Origin of the sequence: Stutzerimonas stutzeri (genome assembly GCF_024448695.1) — a bacterium.
Classification (GTDB): Bacteria; Pseudomonadota; Gammaproteobacteria; order Pseudomonadales; family Pseudomonadaceae; genus Stutzerimonas; species Stutzerimonas stutzeri_T.
The window spans coordinates 24,942-41,187 of sequence record NZ_JAMOHY010000010.1; the positions used below are offsets into that span (position 1 = coordinate 24,942).

Below are 16,246 nucleotides of genomic sequence, written 5' to 3' on the forward strand. Positions count from 1 at the left end.
AACGCCTCAGCCGGGACGATCGTTCGATGGTTTGGGCGATTCGCCCGCTTGCGGAACTTCCCTCGCCACCCATCCACCCAGCAGGCTATAGGCAACTGCCAGCAGGGTCGGCCCCAGAAACAGCCCCATAAAGCCGAAGGCCAGAACGCCACCGAACACCCCCAACAGCACCACCACCAACGGCAGGTTGCCGCCGCGGCTGATGAGGTAGGGTTTGAGCACATTATCCACACCACTGATGATGAACATGCCCCACACCCCGAGGAAGATGGCCATGCCGTACTGCCCCTGCCAGATCAGCCAGGCGACCGCAGGCCCCCAGATCAGGGGCGGGACCATCAGGAAGCTGAATGCAAAAGTCATCAGGCCGAGGACCATTGCCCCCGGCACACCGGCGATGGTGAAACCGATATAAGCCAGGATCGCCTGCGCCGCCGCCGTACCGATCACGCCGTTGACGACACGCTGTACCGTACCGGCCACGAGTTCCAGATAGTGGTCGGCGCGATCCCCGATCAGGCGATGCAGCAGGCTATGGACGAAGGCCGCAAGCTTGGGGCCATCGCGATAGAAGAAAAACACCAGCACCAGACTCAGAGCCAGCTCCAGCATCCCGCCACCGATACGCGCACTGCGCACCAGTAGCCAGTTGCCAACCTGTCCGATATAGGGCCGGATGGTGGCGAAAAATGCCGTTCCCTGTTCATCCACGGTGCGCCAGAGATTCAACAGGCTGTCACCCACCAGCGGAAACTCTCCCAGCCACTCAGGCGGTGCCGGTAGCCCCTCGACCTGAAGGCTGTGGACCAACACGTTGACCTCACGAATCTGATCGGCAATGTTCAGCCCCAGCCAGACCAGGGGCACGGCCACCAGCACCATCCAGCCAAAGGTCAACAGCGTCGCGGCAAGGGTCGAATTGCCCTTCAACCAGCGCGTCAACACACGCATGACCGGCCAACTGGCAAACGCCAGTACCGCAGCCCAGAACAGCGCGGAAACAAAAGGCGCCAGTACCCACAAACATGCACCCAATAACGCCAGGAGCAGGATCTGCACCAGCAAACGATCGTTGTTAAGCATCAGCTACCTATCCGGAAACGGTGGTGCGCCTTGTGTAGTGGCACACCGGCAATGGGCTATTGCAGTCTGAAACGCACGTCAGCGCAATAGCCTGATGCGCAACCCTTCTTCAGCGGAAGCTTCTCCATCGAGGCGGCGGGCTGCGATGCGCTCGGCTACCAGCGCTTCATGCCAGGCCGCGGCACCCTTGCCTTGCAGGGAAACCCGTATCGTGCTGTCGAGCCGAAGCACATTGGCCAGTAGCGCGGCCCATTCCTTGACAGGCTCCTCAGGCAAGCGGGGCAGCCACAACACCTCGGCGCTTTTCAACTGACGCAGCAAGGTTGCCGGATTCGGCAGAATGTCACCCAGGGGCTGCTCCGGACTGAATTGCTCCACGTGCAGGTAAGGCCGGCCATTACCGCGGGTGATGCCGTAGAGCGCCACCAGGCTGTCAGAATCATCTGCCAGGCGCGCCAGCAGATAGGCCTGTTGTGCCTCGGGGCCGTAGAGCATGGAACGCTGGAAAATATCATTGGCCCAGAGGCTGCTGGAACCACACTCACGACCTTCGCACCAGAACAACAGCTCGCCCCCGGTTTCGATCAACTGATTGCGTGTCTGTTCAAACGCCTCGATACCCCTGTGCCCATCCGGCAGTTCATAGGTGACGGCCGTCAACTGTCCGACCGCACTGATCTGGGCACTCATCCTCAAGCGGCCACTGATGCGGCGGATCGCATCCAGCGGATAGGTTCGCTCCAGCGTTGCCTGCTCCCTGAACGAAACGATTTGCGCTTGGGGATAACGTGACAAGGCTTCGATATCCCTGCTGCCGGATACATCCGCAGCACTTGCCGCACCGGCAAACAGGGCCAGGCCCAGTATCCCTATGGCTCTGGAGAGCCTGCACTCCTTGTACGTGGCGGCCCTGGGAAAATCGATCATTTCTCTGTGTTTCCTGCTGAGACGAATGCCCCAGCCTCACCAGTTGGCAAAAGCGTGTCAAGCAAGGCTTTGCGACAGATTCTTGCGCAGGCCTTCGATCAAGCAGTTGCAGCAGCGAAGAAAGGATTGAAAACAGCCGCAACCGCCATCGCACCCGCCTGATCATCCAGATGCAAATGGTGCCCGCCAGGCAAGTGGCACAGATTGAACGGCAGGGATTGCGCCAGCTCGAGCAGATCCGGCTCGACCATCAGGCCTTGTTCGGCCAGTACCAGGCTCGCAGGACAGGCCACAGCCTGAATGAAAGCCTGCGCATGGGCGCGACTCAGCCGCATCGGTGAAGGCAGCATCAAGCGGGCGTCGGTGCGCCAGGTGTAGCCTCCCGGAACCGGCATCAGTCCGCGCTGGGCCAGCAATTCGGCCGCTTCCCAACTGACCGCGCCAACCCCCTTCATGCGTGCCGCAACCGCTTGCTCAAAGGTGGCGTAGACCGGCTTTCGCTTGTCTTCTACGGTCAGCAGCGCCCGTAATGACTCACCAAGCTTTTGCGGTGCGCCAGCGGCTTCGCCGGTAAAGGGAATTACCCCATCGATAAGCGCCAGGCGCTCGACCCGCTCAGGCATGGCACCGGCCAGCAAGACCGCAACGATAGCCCCCATGGAATGCCCCAGCAGCGAGAATCGTCGCCAGCCGAACTGCTCCGCCGTCTGCAGCACATCGTGGGCGTAATCCCAGATGTTGTAGGCTGAACCGAAGGGGCGATGGTCAGAGTGACCATGACCCGGCAGATCCAGTGCAACGATGCGCAGACCATCGAGCAGCGGCGCAAGTCGGCTGAAGGTGGCCGCATTGTCGAGCCAGCCATGCAGGGCGATGACCGGCTGACCGTTTTCCGGGCCATAAAGGTGGGCCGCAACTTCGATATGCGGCAAGCTCAAACGGACCTCTTCGAACGCGACGGTCATGCAACACCTCTTTTCGGCTTCAACTCGCTCCAGCGCATGAACAGCTGCCGGAGCAGCGTTGCCGTGTCCCGAGGATGTTCCAGCGGGAACATATGCCCACCAGGCAATGTATGCCCCTCACCCTGTGCAACCAGACGCAACAGATACAGATGATGCGGCATCACGACCTGGCTCTGCCGACCACGCACGACAGCCAGCGGGATTTTCAGGGCATGCGGCCAGCCAGGCGTAACATGCGGCACGCTGCGGTAGATGCGGATTTCAGTATCGGGATCGAAGCGCAGACGCAGCCCCTGAGCCGTCGGCTCAAGACCGTGCTCGACATAGGCGTCCAGACATTCGGGGTCGAAAGTGCGAAACAGTGAACGGCTGGCAAAATACTGCCGTGCTTCCTCGGCATTGGCGAATTCTTCTCGCCGTCCCAGAGTACGCCCAGCCGGCGTCAGGCGGTCGATGAAACCACAACGCTTGGCGACCCAGATAACCGTCTGATCGAACCAGGTCGGCATGGGCGAATCAAGCATGACCACACCGCGGTAGAGTTCGGGCCGCTGCAGCGCCGCGTGATAATGCAGCATGCCACCCAGCGAATGTCCGACACCCCAGACCGGCTCATCAAGTGCCACAAGTTGCTCCAGCAACTCCTGAACCAGGCTCTGCCAGTTGTCATCCACCGGGAAGCGTGGATCGTGACCGTGCAAGTCGAGACAAGTGACGCTGTAGTCCGGCGCCAATGAGTCGAACAGCTTGCGGTAAGTGCCTGATGGGAAGCCGTTGGCGTGGGCGAAGAAAATGCGCTGCGTCATGGGTTCCAGATACCAGGGGAAAGGCGGTCATTGTCTGGCAGCCCTCCCCATGCGGCAATCGGCCCAGGCGGCAGAATGAAAGGCAGTCATGCCAAACAAGGTGCCAGCGACGCCGGTTGGCTATTGGCCTGGTCGATCGGCCCCAAGCGGTACCACCGCGACCGTCAATCTTGAGATACAACTGGCTTTGCCATCCTCGCCGCTCAGACGAATATCCCAGACATGGGTCGAACGCCCCAGGTGTATCGGCCGGCACACCGCCGTAACACGCCCGCTGCGCAGGCCGCGCAAATGGTTGGCGTTGACTTCCAGCCCGACACAATAGAAGCGCTCGGGATCGATACAGTAGTGACTGGCCATCGAGCCCAGAGTCTCGGCCAGCACCACCGAGGCACCGCCATGCAGCAGGCCGTAGGGCTGATGCGTGCGCGAGTCCACCGGCATGCTCGCAGTGATGGACTGCTCGTCGAGTGCTTCGAAGCGGATATCGAGCAGCTCGACAATGGAGTTTTTGCCGCTGGCGTTGAGCTGCTCGAGATCAGGTTGGCGCTGCCAGATACTCAAAGGGGCTTTTCTCATTGTCACTGCCTGCTCGGGTGGCGCAACCCAACAAGCTGCATCAGCCCGGCTGCCAGATGCTCGCCTTCCAACTCAGCCAGGCTGGCCGTTGCCATGGGCAGCGGCGTATCGCGACGACCGTTGACCAGCAGGTCGCCCAGCGCTCCGACCAGCGGCTGATGCGTCACCAGCAGAATGTCCTCTTCGCTCCGGCGACCGAGATAAAGCAATGCATCGCCCGGATCGGATTCGGGAGTCAACCACGATACGGTTTCCACCGCAGCGCTGAAACCAAGCGCCTGCCGCACGATCTCGGCCGTCTGCTGGGCACGGTTGTAAGGACTGGCAAGAATGGCCTGTACGCGGCGTCCAGATAGATGAGCCGCGCTGTTGCGCACCTCAAGTCTGCCGGCGTCGGTCAGGTTGCGCTCTACATCGGTACGCGCCCTGGGTTCCGCTTCCCCGTGGCGCAACAGCCACAACTTCATGGCTGCGACTCCGGCTTGGGTGCCTCGGGCACGACCGGAGGGGGTGTTTCAATCTCGGCAGGGCGCGGCACCGGCCAGTCGGACATGGGCCATGGTTTGCGGTCTGTATTAAATGTGGCAAAGCGACCAATCTGCGCCACGTACTGACTGAGGCTGTCGCCAAAGCCACGCAGCCCCTCATTGGGCTTGCCATTGAGCGCACGCATGACCAGTTGCGCAACCACCACGACCAGCAGCACCACTTCGGCGATCTGCCAGACGAAAAAGAAAAGCAGCATCCAGAGCGCGCGCAGGATCAGCGACTGGCGCTCGGCGTTGTTGTGCGATGAGTTCATCTGTAGCTCCGTATCTTGGCTCAAAAGCCGTCGGTCGAAATGAAGTCCACGTCGGTCTTGGGTTCGCTGTGCATCAGCAGTCCAATCACCTGCTCCAGCGTACGACCCTCGAACAGGATGGCATGCAGACCAGCGACCAGTGGCATATAAACCTGCAATTCTTCTGCCTTGGTCTTCAGCACCCGAATAGTGTTGACACCCTCAGCCACCTCCCCAAGACGCGAGACGGCCTCATCGAGGCTCAATCCCTGGCCAAGTGCATGACCCACCTGAAAGTTGCGGCTCTTTGCCGAGGTACAGGTGACGATCAGATCACCCACACCGGCAAGGCCGAGAAAGGTCATCGGATTGGCGCCCAGCTTGACGGCGAAGCGGGTCATTTCGGCCAGAGCGCGGGTAATCAACATACTGCGTGTATTCTCGCCCATGCCCAAGGCAGCAGCCATGCCGGCCATGATGGCGTAAACGTTCTTCAGCGCACCGCCCAGCTCGACTCCAAAGCGGTCGGCGCTTGCATAGACCCGGAAAGTACGTCCGTGCAGGACCTCCTGAACCCGTCGGCAAAGAGTTTCATCATGGCTTGCAACCACAGTCGCAGTCAGCGCGTGCTCAGCAACTTCACGCGCCAGGTTGGGGCCTGAAATAACCCCGATACGAGCCTGTGGGGCGATCTCTTCGAGAATCTGGCTCATCAGCAGAAAACCCTGCGCCTCGATTCCCTTGGTGGTGCTGACCAGCATCTTGCCCACCAGCAGGTCTGCGAACGGTGACAGCGCCTGCCGCAAGGCGCCCGATGGCAACGCCACAAAGATCAATTCGCAGTCATTGAGCGTCTGCCCGAGATCGGTGACCGGTTCAATCTGTGCCAGCAACGTCACGCCCTTGAGATAACGCGGATTCTGGCGCTGGGTTCGCATGATCTCGGCCTGCTCGGCATCGCGCATCCACAGGCGCACGCTGTGACCGTTCTCGGCCAGGAGATTCGCAATAGCGGTGCCGAAGCTGCCGCCGCCAAGCACGGCGATGGGTTGCTGTTCAGTCATGAGGTATCCGTTTCGGGCCATCGGCTGGCGATGCCGGCATTATACGTAGCCATCGGCACACAGCCAGAACAAAGGCTTCGGGGTACCGAATCATCAGGTTACAGATTCAGCCTATAGGCAAAACCCTTTGCGCCCGCCTTGCGCCAGCTATTCCCCCATGGTCTATAAGGGACAGGTTGTCACAAGGTCGTTGTCACAACGCAGGAGTGGTAAAGTAGCGCCCCGTTTCCGTCATGAAACTTTTGGCGAGCGGATGGAAACGGTCGACATCCCTGTTCCTGCGCTGTGACTTTAGACGCAGGATGGGAGTCTATGACTAGTCTTTTATGATCGGACTCTTGATTTTCGAGTCGAATGAAAAGCAGCAAGCCCTCCATAAAAGGGACCATTGAGGAATACGCATGACCAAACAACAGGCCTTTACTCGGGAAGATCTGCTCCGTTGCAGCCGCGGCGAGCTGTTTGGCCCCGGTAATGCGCAACTGCCCGCACCGAACATGCTGATGGTCGATCGCATCGTTCATATCAGCGAGGTGGGTGGCAAGTACGGCAAGGGCGAATTGGTCGCCGAGCTGGATATCAATCCGGACCTCTGGTTCTTTGGCTGCCATTTCGAAGGCGATCCGGTCATGCCCGGCTGCCTGGGCCTGGATGCCATGTGGCAGCTCGTCGGCTTCTACCTCGGCTGGCAGGGCAACCCCGGTCGCGGACGCGCCCTGGGTTCTGGCGAAGTGAAGTTCTTTGGCCAGGTCCTGCCGACCGCCAAGAAAGTCACCTATAACATTCATATCAAGCGCACCATCAGTCGCTCGCTGATCCTCGGCATTGCCGACGGCACGGTCAGCGTCGATGGCCGCGAGATCTACAGCGCCGAAGGTTTGCGTGTCGGCCTGTTTACCTCTACCGATAGCTTCTGAAGGACTTCCGCATGCGTCGCGTCGTGATCACCGGCCTGGGTATCGTTTCCTGCCTCGGCAATGACAAAGACACCGTCTCCGCCAACCTGCGCGCCAGCCGCCCTGGTATTCGCTTCAACCAGGCTTACGCGGACATGGGTTTGCGCAGTCAGGTTTCCGGTTCAGTCAATCTGAACCTGGAAGAACTGATCGACCGCAAGATTCTGCGTTTCATGGGCGATGCGGCGGCCTACGCCTATCTGGCCATGCAACAGGCCCTGGAAGACTCGGGGCTCAGCGCCGATGACATCTCCAATCCGCGTATCGGCCTGATCGCCGGTTCCGGTGGCGCTTCGACCATCAACCAGATGGAAGCCATCGACATCCTGCGCGACAAGGGCGTCAAGCGCATCGGCCCATACCGTGTGCCGCGCACCATGAGCAGCACCGTGTCAGCCTGTCTGGCCACGCCGTTTCGCATCAAGGGCATCAACTACTCCATCGCTTCGGCCTGCGCTACCAGCGCACATTGCATCGGCCACGCCATGGAACAGATCCAGATGGGCAAACAGGATGTGGTCTTCGCCGGTGGCGGTGAAGAAGAACATTACAGCCAAAGCTGCCTGTTCGACGCCATGGGCGCCCTGTCCAGCCAGTACAACGACACCCCGGAAAAAGCCTCGCGCGCTTACGATGCCAAGCGTGACGGTTTCGTCATCGCCGGCGGTGGCGGCATGGTGGTGGTCGAAGAGCTGGAGCATGCGCTCAAGCGCGGCGCCAAGATCTATGCGGAAATCGTCGGCTATGGAGCCACATCCGACGGCTACGACATGGTTGCACCGAGCGGCGAAGGCGCACTGCGCTGCATGCAGCAGGCGATGGCCACTGTTGAAGGCCCGATCGACTATCTCAACACCCACGGCACCTCTACTCCGGTAGGCGACGTGGCCGAGGCCAAAGCCGTACGCAATATGTTCGGCGACAAGATCCCGGCCATCAGCTCGACCAAGAGCCTGTCCGGTCACTCCCTGGGCGCCGCAGGTGTTCACGAAGCGATCTACTGCATGCTGATGATGCAGGGCAACTTCATCGCCGGCTCGGCGAATATCGACGAGCTGGACGCGGAAGTCGCCGACATGCCAATTGTTCGCGAGACTCGCGAGAACGCGCAGATCGATACCGTGATGAGCAACAGCTTCGGCTTCGGTGGCACCAACGCCACCCTGGTGCTCAAGCGCTGGAAAGGCTGATCGAACAGCTGTACTAACGACAACGCCCCGACTCAGTTCGGGGCGTTGTCGTTTTGGGCTGACACATACGAATGGAACAGAACAGGTTCGACCAGGCGATTCGCTCAGCCTTCGACAGTCTCACCATGAGCAATGCAGGAAGCCGCCGTGAACAGCACGTCGGTGGACGAGTTAAGTGCTGTCTCGGCCGAGTCCTGCACGATGCCGATAATGAATCCGACCGCCACCACCTGCATCGCCAGATCATTGGGAATGCCGAACAGGCTGCATGCCAACGGAATCAGCAGCAGCGACCCGCCTGCTACACCCGAGGCGCCACAGGCAGAGATCGACGCCAGCAAGCTAAGCAGAATAGCGGTCGGCACGTCCACGACGATACCCAGCGTATTAACCGCAGCCAGGGTCAACACCGTGATAGTGATGGCCGCACCGGCCATATTGATGGTTGCCCCGAGCGGGATCGACACCGAATAGGTGTCCTTGTGCAAGCCCAGCCGCTCGCACAGTTGCATGTTGACCGGGATATTCGCCGCCGAACTGCGGGTGAAGAATGCAGTTATCCCGCTTTCTCGCAGGCAGGTGAAGACGAGTGGATAGGGATTCCTGCGCAGCTTCCAGTACACGATCAGCGGGTTGGTGACCAATGCCACGAACAGCATGCTACCGACCAGCACCAGCAACAACTGCATATAGCCGACGAGCACCGCAAACCCGGACTGTGCCAGCGTTCCGGCGACAAGCCCGAATACGCCCAGGGGAGCGAAGCGGATCACTATCCGGACGATGAGCATCACCCCATTGGACATATCACCGACCAGTTCGCGCGTGGCTTCGCCTGCATGGCGAAAGGCAAAACCCAGCCCAATCGCCCACGCCAGAATACCGATGTAGTTGCCTTCAATAAGCGCATGTACAGGGTTGTCCACGATATTGAAGAGCAGTGTTTTCAGTACTGCAGAAACTCCCGCCGGTGGAACCACACCACTTGCCGGGCTGACAAGCGTCAGCCCCGTCGGGAACAGGCTGCTGGCAATTACCGCTACCACCGCGGCGCTCAGAGTGCCAAAGGCATACAGAAGCATGATCGGACGAATATGTGTGGGCTGCCCCTGCTTATGGTTGGCCAGCGAAGCGGTGACCAGTACAAAGACCAGCACCGGTGCTACGGCCTTCAGGGCCGCTACAAAGAGATCACCCAGCAGACTGACCGAACGCGCAGCCTCGGGAAACAGCCAGGCCAAGAGAATGCCGGCAACCAGTCCGATAACGATCTGCGCTACCAGACTGATACGGCTATAGGCTCTGAAAACACGAGTGGACAGGTCTGACATGACGAAAAGTCTCGGCATAAGGGTGCAGATGTGGGTGCCTGACAGGCACCCACACGACCCGATAAAAACGCCGGATGGTACGCATCTACTGCCCATCTGCCCAGCACTTGAGAGGTATGCGTGACGCCCGGTTGTGCCGGGCGTCACGCACCGGTTCAGATGCGGAAACGCGCGACCAGGTTGTTGAGATCGATGGCGAGCCGGGACAGCTCCTGACTGGCCGCGCTGGTCTGGTTGGCGCCGGCAGAAGACTGCAACGACAGGTCACGGATGTTGACCAGATTTCGATCCACTTCGCGTGCCACCTGAGCCTGCTCCTCCGACGCACTGGCGATCACCAGGTTGCGCTCGCTGATCTGGCTGATGGCAGCGGTAATGCCGTCCAGCGCCTCGCCGGCAGCCCGTGCAACTTCCAATGTGGTACGCGCACGTTCGTTGCTGGTCTGCATGGCATGTACCGCTTTGTCGGTGCCCTGATGGACATCCGCGATCATCTGCTCGATTTCCTGGGTGGACTGTTGCGTGCGGTGTGCCAGCGCCCGAACCTCATCGGCCACTACGGCAAAGCCACGACCAGCATCACCGGCGCGCGCAGCTTCAATTGCTGCGTTCAATGCCAACAGATTGGTCTGCTCGGCAACCGAGCGAATCACTTCCAGCACTTTGCTGATATCACGTACCTGACCTGCCAACTGCTCGACCTGCGTAGCCGTAGTGGTCACGTCGCCGGCCAGCAAATTGATGGAATCGACCGTCCTGATCACCTGCTGGCGACCCTGCTGCGCGGTAGCATCCGACTCGCGCGAGGCTTCGGAAGTCGCCACGGCATTACGCGCCACTTCATCGACCGCTGCCGTCATCTCGTTTACCGCTGTTGCCGCCTGCTCGATCTCGTGGTTCTGCTGATGCAGACCGCGGGTCGAATCTTCAGTCACCGCATTCAGCTCTTCGGCCGCCGATGCCAGCTGATTCGAGGAATCGGAAATACCCTGGATGGTGCTACGCAGATTTTCCTGCATGGTTTTCAAGGCTGTCAGCAGCCTCGCAGGCTCGTCACGCCCGACCACCTCGACACGCCGGGTCAGGTCCCCGGAGGCTACGACTTCAGCGATTGCAACCGCTTCATTCAGAGGGCCGACGATGCTGCGGGTGAGCAGCATGGCAAGGATGACCGTTGTGAACGCGGCGAGCAGCATGGCCAGTATCACGCCGTTGAATGCACTGGATGCCGCCTCTTCCGACCGCAGTGCGGCGTTATCGGAGTTTTTCTCATTGAGTTCAAGAAGCTCTCTCAATGCCGCCGAGGTATTACTGGCGTGCTGAATTAACTCACCGTTGGTAAGCGCAATGGCTTCCTGCAGGCGGCCCTGCCCGGCCAGATCGACGATCTGGCCCTGAAAGCGGTCGTAACTGGCGAACGACTGTTCAAAACGCGCAAGAACTGCCCTGCCTTCTGGGCTGTTGATCAGCCCATCGAGCTGGTTGCGCGCCGATGCAAGCGAGCTTTTCAATTCTTCGGTGGCGGCAGTGGCACGACGAAACTCTTCACCTTGCTCGGCCAATAGCAACCGAAGCGTTGCCGCACGAAGGCGCAGGAACTCCTGATTGACCTCCCCCAACGACACGATGCTGGGCAGCCAGTGAGTATTCATTTCACGCGCTTCTTTCTGCATTGAGGATATTTGCAGGAGGGCAAAGCCACCCAGCAAAAAAACCAGCAAGGCCACTACACCGAAGCCCAACCCGGCCCTTAATGCAATAGTCATCTGCCTGAACATGTTCACCGCCTCTCGTAATACTGAATCGATGAAATCGGTATCGGCACGAAACGCTGCAACTTGACAGGATTCGACAAAAGACATGGCCGTATTATCAGGCCATGCCTGTTGGGAGGCAGTAAGGGCTAACGCCTGCTCGGCAGAATTGCCAGGAAGTTGTCGCGCGCCACCAGGTGGGCAACCCGTTCAGGAAGGGCATCGAGAAAGGGCGTAAATGCCTGCATACCCTCGACAAGGCTGTCGAAACGACCCACCACATCGCTGCCGAGCATGAACCGCGTAGGATGACGCTCGACCAGTTCGATCCACTCGTTTCGTGGCTTGCCATGCGCATCCAGCAGATAGGGCTGAAGCATGGTCCACGACAGGTCTATATAGAGATTTGGATAGTCATCGAGCAATCGCGTGACCGTAGGCAGGAGGAAATCGAGCTGTTCCTGATGACGATGCAGCTCCATGCTGGTGCCTGCATGTGCCCAGATGAAGCGAGTGTGCGGATGATTACGCAATGGCTCTTCCAGCTCCGCCAGGTACAGCGGGTTACGCTCGCGCTTGGAAGTGATATTGGAGTGCAGCATCACGGGCAGATCGAACTCGGCAGCCAAATGATAGACCTTCGCCAGCGCCTCGTTGTTGGCACGTGGAGTGTCGCCTTCAGTAAGCGCAGTGATGTCGTCGTGGCGAGTAAAGACTTCACCTATGCCCTGCCAGAGGCCGGGATTGAGTTCGAGCATTCTACGGATGTGTGCAGCGGCATTCTTGTCGTTGGGATTGAACCCGGACAGGAAGGGATGAAAACGCTTGCGCTGCTGTTCATCCAGCTCCTCCATGGCGGCAGCGATGATCACATCGGTTGCGCTGTACCAGTACACCGGCGCATCGTCGCCAGCATAGTAACGGGGTCGTTTCGGCTCGTTTTCGTGCCATTTCTTGGCCACCGGAATGCCGCTGACCATCACATGATCGATGCCGCCGGCATCCATCTCCTCGATAAGTTTCGAGACGCCGGCGCTTTCCTGAAAGAAATCCACAAGATGCAGGTGCGCATCGCTGTAGCGGTAATCACGCGCCTGAACGGGCGCAATGAATACGATCAGACAGATCGCAGTAAAACACTTTTGAATACTGAACACTGATGCCCTCCTGACAGCCAAGCGGATAGACCACCAGCCGGCAAGTGGGTTCAGGATTTAAACCCATATATACCCCACAGGGTATATTGACGATAATCAACGCCAAGCGCTCGGTACGCCTTTAGGCTAAGCCACGATCACCTACCTAGCAGGAGCAGAACCGAATATGGCCATCAAGACCATCAGCGCCCAAGGCGAAATGAATGCCGGCATGAGTATCACGGTACAGTGCGGCAACCACCGACTGGTCATGGATCAGCCGAAAAACGCTGCCGGGCAGGATCTGGGCCCGACACCGCTGGAAGCGATACTCGCCGCAGTGGCAGGCTGCTTCGGCACCATAGGACGCTTTATCGCCCACCAGCAGAAAGTGGAATTGCGCGGCATGCGCTTCGAAATAGAAGCTGACTACGATCCGGCTGGTCTGCTCGGTCGCGATGCCGACGTACGCCCCGGGTTTCAGGAGCTGCGCATAAAAGTCGAGATTGACGCGGAACTCAGTCGCGAGGAAAAACAGGCCCTGCTCGAACAGATCGAAAAACGCTGCCCGGTCGCAGACAACCTGACTCACGGCACACGGCTGATCAGCGTGCTGGCCTGAACGCAAAAGGCCCGTCAATGACGGGCCTTTTGCTTATTCAACGCCAGCTTATGCAGAAAGCTCCACCAGCAGTTTGTTCAGACGCTGCACATAGGCCGCAGGGTCTTTCAGGCTATCGCCCGCGGCCAGTGCCGCCTGATCAAAGAGGATGTGCGAGAGGTCGGCGAAGCGGTCTTCGTCGGGCTCGGTATCCAGCTTCTCGATCAGCGGGTGCTGCGGGTTGATCTCGAAGATCGGCTTGGAGTCCGGCACCTTCTGGCCGCTGGCTTCCAGAATCTGGCGCATCTGCAGACCCAGGTCCTGCTCACCGATGGCCAGGATTGCCGGCGAGTCGGTGAGACGATGCGATACGCGCACTTCAGCCACCTCGTCACCCAGCGCACCTTTCAGACGCTCGACAAGGCCTTCCTTCGCCTTGGCAATCTCTTCCTGGGCCTTCTTGTCTTCTTCGGAATCCAGCTTGCCAAGATCCAGGTCGCCACGCGCAACATCGACGAACTGCTTGCCGTCGAACTCGGTCAGGTAGCTCATCAGCCACTCGTCGATTCGATCGGTCAGCAGCAGCACTTCGATGCCTTTCTTGCGGAAGACTTCCAGGTGCGGGCTGTTCTTGACCTGCGCGTAGGATTCACCGGTCAGGAAGTAGACCTTGTCTTGTCCTTCTTTCACACGGCCCAGGTAATCAGCCAGCGAAACCGTCTGCTCGCCGGAGGCGTCATGGGTAGAGGCGAAGCGCAGCAGGCCGGCGATCTTCTCCTTGTTGGCGAAGTCTTCGGCAGGGCCTTCCTTGAGTACCTGGCCGAACTGCTTCCAGAAGGAGGCATATTGATCCGGCTCGTTCTTCGCCAGCTTTTCCAGCATGTCCAGCACGCGCTTGGTCAGCGCCGACTTCATGGAGTCGATCACCGGATCCTTCTGCAGGATCTCGCGAGAGACGTTCAGCGACAGGTCATTCGAATCGACCACACCCTTGATGAAACGCAAGTACAGCGGCAGGAACTCATCAGCCTGATCCATGATGAATACGCGTTGCACATAGAGCTTGAGGCCCTTGGGCGCTTCGCGCTGGTACAGGTCGAACGGCGCGCGACCCGGCACATAGAGCAGCGAGGTGTATTCCAGCTTGCCTTCGACCTTGTTGTGGCTCCAGGCCAGTGGGTTTTCGAAGTCATGAGCGACGTGCTTGTAGAATTCCTGGTACTCCTCGTCCTTCACCTCGGTGCGCGGTCGGGTCCACAGGGCACTGGCGCGGTTGACGGTTTCCCACTCGGGTTCGGCCGGCTTGTCCTTCTCTTCGCCGTGGAATTCCTTCGGCAGCTCGATCGGCAGTGCGATGTGGTCGGAGTATTTCTTGATGACATTGCGCAGACGCCAGCCGTCAGCGAACTCTTCTTCGCCGGCCTTCAGATGCAGGACGATGCGGGTGCCGCGCTCGGCCTTCTCGATAGTGGCGACTTCAAACTCGCCCTCACCCTTCGAGGACCAGTAAACGCCCTCTTCCGCCGGAGTACCGGCACGACGGCTGTACACATCCACCTGGTCGGCCACGATGAATGCCGAATAGAAACCCACGCCGAACTGGCCGATCAGGTGCGAATCCTTTTTCTGGTCGCCGGTCAGGTGCTTCATGAAATCAGCTGTGCCGGACTTGGCGATCGTACCCAGATGGGTCACTACGTCGTCACGGTTCATGCCGATGCCGTTGTCATCCAGGGTGACGGTCTTGGCGTCCTTGTCGAAGCTGACGCGGATCCGCAGATCACTGCCACCTTCGAGCAGTTCAGGCTTGGCGAGCGCTTCGAAACGCAGCTTGTCTGCCGCGTCGGAAGCGTTGGAGATCAGTTCGCGAAGAAAAATCTCCTTGTTTGAATACAGCGAATGGATCATCAGGTGAAGCAGCTGCTTCACCTCGGTCTGGAAGCCCAGGGTTTCTTTGTTTTGAGTTTCCACACTCATCGTCTACAAACTCCACATCGTCAATGGCACGGACCGCATTTGCGGCGATGGCAGACAGATGGGGGCTGTGAGCAGAATTTCAAGCGTGCATCTAAGGCTCAAGCAATTCGAGCAGCACAATATCGTCCGGCGCGAGATTGTAGATGGCTACGCCAGAGCCCTGGAGCAAGTGCCTGATGGCCAGATTGCCCTCCTCGTCGATACCGATGAAGCGCCCCTCCGCCATACTGCCCCGTTCCGTATGGGCGCGTACCAACAGCTGCGAATAGCGCGCCGGATCATGCAGCAGATGTTGCAGGGTAAAACCATGACGGCGGTCGGTTGGGGCCGGCGAGTCTTCCGCAGAAACTGCCTGTTCGTCGCTTGTCTGGGCTTTTCGGGACGGGTTCACTTGTTCTTTATGAGCCTGCAGTTCATCCATGAGCAGCTCGATATTGCCGCTGATACTGGTGCGTAAATGCAGGGGTAGAACCAGATGAAAGTCACCGGCCAGTTTGTTGGGCTGCACCGGCTGCAGATTCAGATGCAGTGTATAGCCACTCCGGATTATCCGCGTCTCAGGCAGTTCCTGTTCCGGTCGTGCCCAGCTGATCTCGATTTCGGCTGAAGGATTAGCGTCTTCCGGCAGTACATCGAGGCGCAAGGCGCCGGGCTGGAAGCTGCCAAGACGGATAATCAGTTGCTGGCGAGCAAAGGGGTCACTGCCCTCACGCAACGTCAGCACCCCGTGGGCAAGCGTGCCGACGCTGGGATTGAAGGCTCGCCCGTACAGCTGCCCATGCACGCCGATGGCCAACCTGCTGCCCTGTGCCTGCTCGCGCGACTCCAGCCATGTGAGGCCGACAATGGTTTCAAATCGCTCCGGCGCCTGACTGGCCAGCAACGTGAAACCCACCACAATCGGGATGGTCCCCAACCCGAAAAGCCCGACTGCCTTACGTGCAGTCTTCCAGTGAACCACGGCATAAATGAGCGTGATCGGCGGGATCAACGCCCCCACACCCCACATCAGACTGGTGCCAAAGGCCAGCACCACCAGCCAGACAACAGAGACAATAATCAGCAGCAATCCACCGAGTATCAACAACGCATCCAT

Annotated in this window: 16 protein-coding genes; 3 read left to right on the forward strand and 13 right to left on the reverse strand. The window is 59.3% G+C overall.

From position 1 onward, the window contains the following. Positions 1-6 precede the first annotated feature (6 nt). The 8 genes from NAV32_RS09930 to NAV32_RS09965 form a co-directional block, all read right to left on the reverse strand. Positions 7-1,083 (reverse strand): AI-2E family transporter, encoded by a 1,077-nt coding sequence (locus NAV32_RS09930; protein WP_256052634.1) that lies wholly within the window; start codon positions 1,081-1,083, stop codon positions 7-9. 78 nt (positions 1,084-1,161) lie between these two features. Then, the gene (locus NAV32_RS09935) at positions 1,162-2,010 is read right to left on the reverse strand and encodes a DUF4892 domain-containing protein (RefSeq protein ID WP_256052635.1); all 849 of its coding nucleotides are present in this window, start codon (positions 2,008-2,010) and stop codon (positions 1,162-1,164) included. Between the two features lie 98 nt (positions 2,011-2,108). Continuing rightward, positions 2,109-2,975, reverse strand: a complete 867-nt coding sequence (locus NAV32_RS09940) for an alpha/beta fold hydrolase (protein ID WP_256052636.1) — start codon at positions 2,973-2,975, stop codon at positions 2,109-2,111. Beyond that, positions 2,972-3,781 carry an alpha/beta fold hydrolase gene (locus NAV32_RS09945; protein WP_256052637.1) on the reverse strand — a complete coding sequence of 270 codons (810 nt, stop codon included), beginning with the start codon at positions 3,779-3,781 and terminating at the stop codon, positions 2,972-2,974. The genes NAV32_RS09940 and NAV32_RS09945 overlap by 4 nt, the downstream gene beginning before the upstream one ends. Positions 3,782-3,901: 120 nt before the next feature. Continuing rightward, on the reverse strand, positions 3,902-4,345 hold the full coding sequence (locus tag NAV32_RS09950; RefSeq protein ID WP_256052705.1) for a hotdog fold thioesterase: 444 nt from the start codon (positions 4,343-4,345) through the stop codon (positions 3,902-3,904). Positions 4,346-4,362: 17 nt separating this feature from the next. After that, positions 4,363-4,827 (reverse strand): phosphohistidine phosphatase SixA, encoded by a 465-nt coding sequence (gene sixA, locus NAV32_RS09955; protein ID WP_256052638.1) that lies wholly within the window; start codon positions 4,825-4,827, stop codon positions 4,363-4,365. Then, entirely contained in the window at positions 4,824-5,162 is a 339-nt protein-coding gene (locus NAV32_RS09960) for a DUF4389 domain-containing protein (RefSeq protein WP_256052639.1), read from the reverse strand. Before NAV32_RS09960 ends, sixA begins: the two co-directional genes overlap by 4 nt. A 20-nt stretch (positions 5,163-5,182) precedes the next feature. Beyond that, the gene (locus NAV32_RS09965; protein WP_256052640.1) at positions 5,183-6,205 is read right to left on the reverse strand and encodes an NAD(P)H-dependent glycerol-3-phosphate dehydrogenase; all 1,023 of its coding nucleotides are present in this window, start codon (positions 6,203-6,205) and stop codon (positions 5,183-5,185) included. A gap of 401 nt (positions 6,206-6,606) precedes the next feature. Here NAV32_RS09965 and fabA point away from each other — a divergent pair, with 401 nt between their 5' ends. Both fabA and fabB read left to right on the forward strand, forming a co-directional pair. Beyond that, on the forward strand, positions 6,607-7,122 hold the full coding sequence (gene fabA, locus NAV32_RS09970) for a 3-hydroxyacyl-[acyl-carrier-protein] dehydratase FabA (protein WP_037022674.1): 516 nt from the start codon (positions 6,607-6,609) through the stop codon (positions 7,120-7,122). An 11-nt stretch (positions 7,123-7,133) separates the two neighbouring features. Continuing rightward, positions 7,134-8,351, forward strand: a complete 1,218-nt coding sequence (gene fabB / locus NAV32_RS09975; protein ID WP_256052641.1) for a beta-ketoacyl-ACP synthase I — start codon at positions 7,134-7,136, stop codon at positions 8,349-8,351. A gap of 104 nt (positions 8,352-8,455) precedes the next feature. On the opposite strand, the gene sstT is transcribed toward fabB, so the two are convergent. From sstT to NAV32_RS09990, 3 genes are all read right to left on the reverse strand, one after another. Further along, a complete protein-coding gene (gene sstT, locus NAV32_RS09980) occupies positions 8,456-9,682 on the reverse strand; it encodes a serine/threonine transporter SstT (RefSeq protein ID WP_256052642.1) in 1,227 nt (408 codons plus the stop codon). Positions 9,683-9,837: 155 nt separating this feature from the next. Then, complete coding sequence (locus NAV32_RS09985) at positions 9,838-11,448, reverse strand: methyl-accepting chemotaxis protein (RefSeq protein ID WP_256052706.1); 1,611 nt, start codon at positions 11,446-11,448, stop codon at positions 9,838-9,840. A gap of 137 nt (positions 11,449-11,585) precedes the next feature. Beyond that, positions 11,586-12,584, reverse strand: coding sequence for an amidohydrolase family protein (locus NAV32_RS09990; protein WP_256052707.1), 999 nt, complete (start codon positions 12,582-12,584; stop codon positions 11,586-11,588). Positions 12,585-12,759: 175 nt separating this feature from the next. Here NAV32_RS09990 and NAV32_RS09995 point away from each other — a divergent pair, with 175 nt between their 5' ends. Beyond that, entirely contained in the window at positions 12,760-13,194 is a 435-nt protein-coding gene (locus NAV32_RS09995; RefSeq protein WP_256052643.1) for an OsmC family protein, read from the forward strand. A gap of 48 nt (positions 13,195-13,242) precedes the next feature. Here the strand turns inward: NAV32_RS09995 and htpG are convergent, their stop codons facing one another. Further along, complete coding sequence (gene htpG / locus NAV32_RS10000; RefSeq protein ID WP_256052644.1) at positions 13,243-15,150, reverse strand: molecular chaperone HtpG; 1,908 nt, start codon at positions 15,148-15,150, stop codon at positions 13,243-13,245. Between the two features lie 91 nt (positions 15,151-15,241). Next, a complete protein-coding gene (locus NAV32_RS10005) occupies positions 15,242-16,246 on the reverse strand; it encodes an MFS transporter (RefSeq protein ID WP_256052645.1) in 1,005 nt (334 codons plus the stop codon).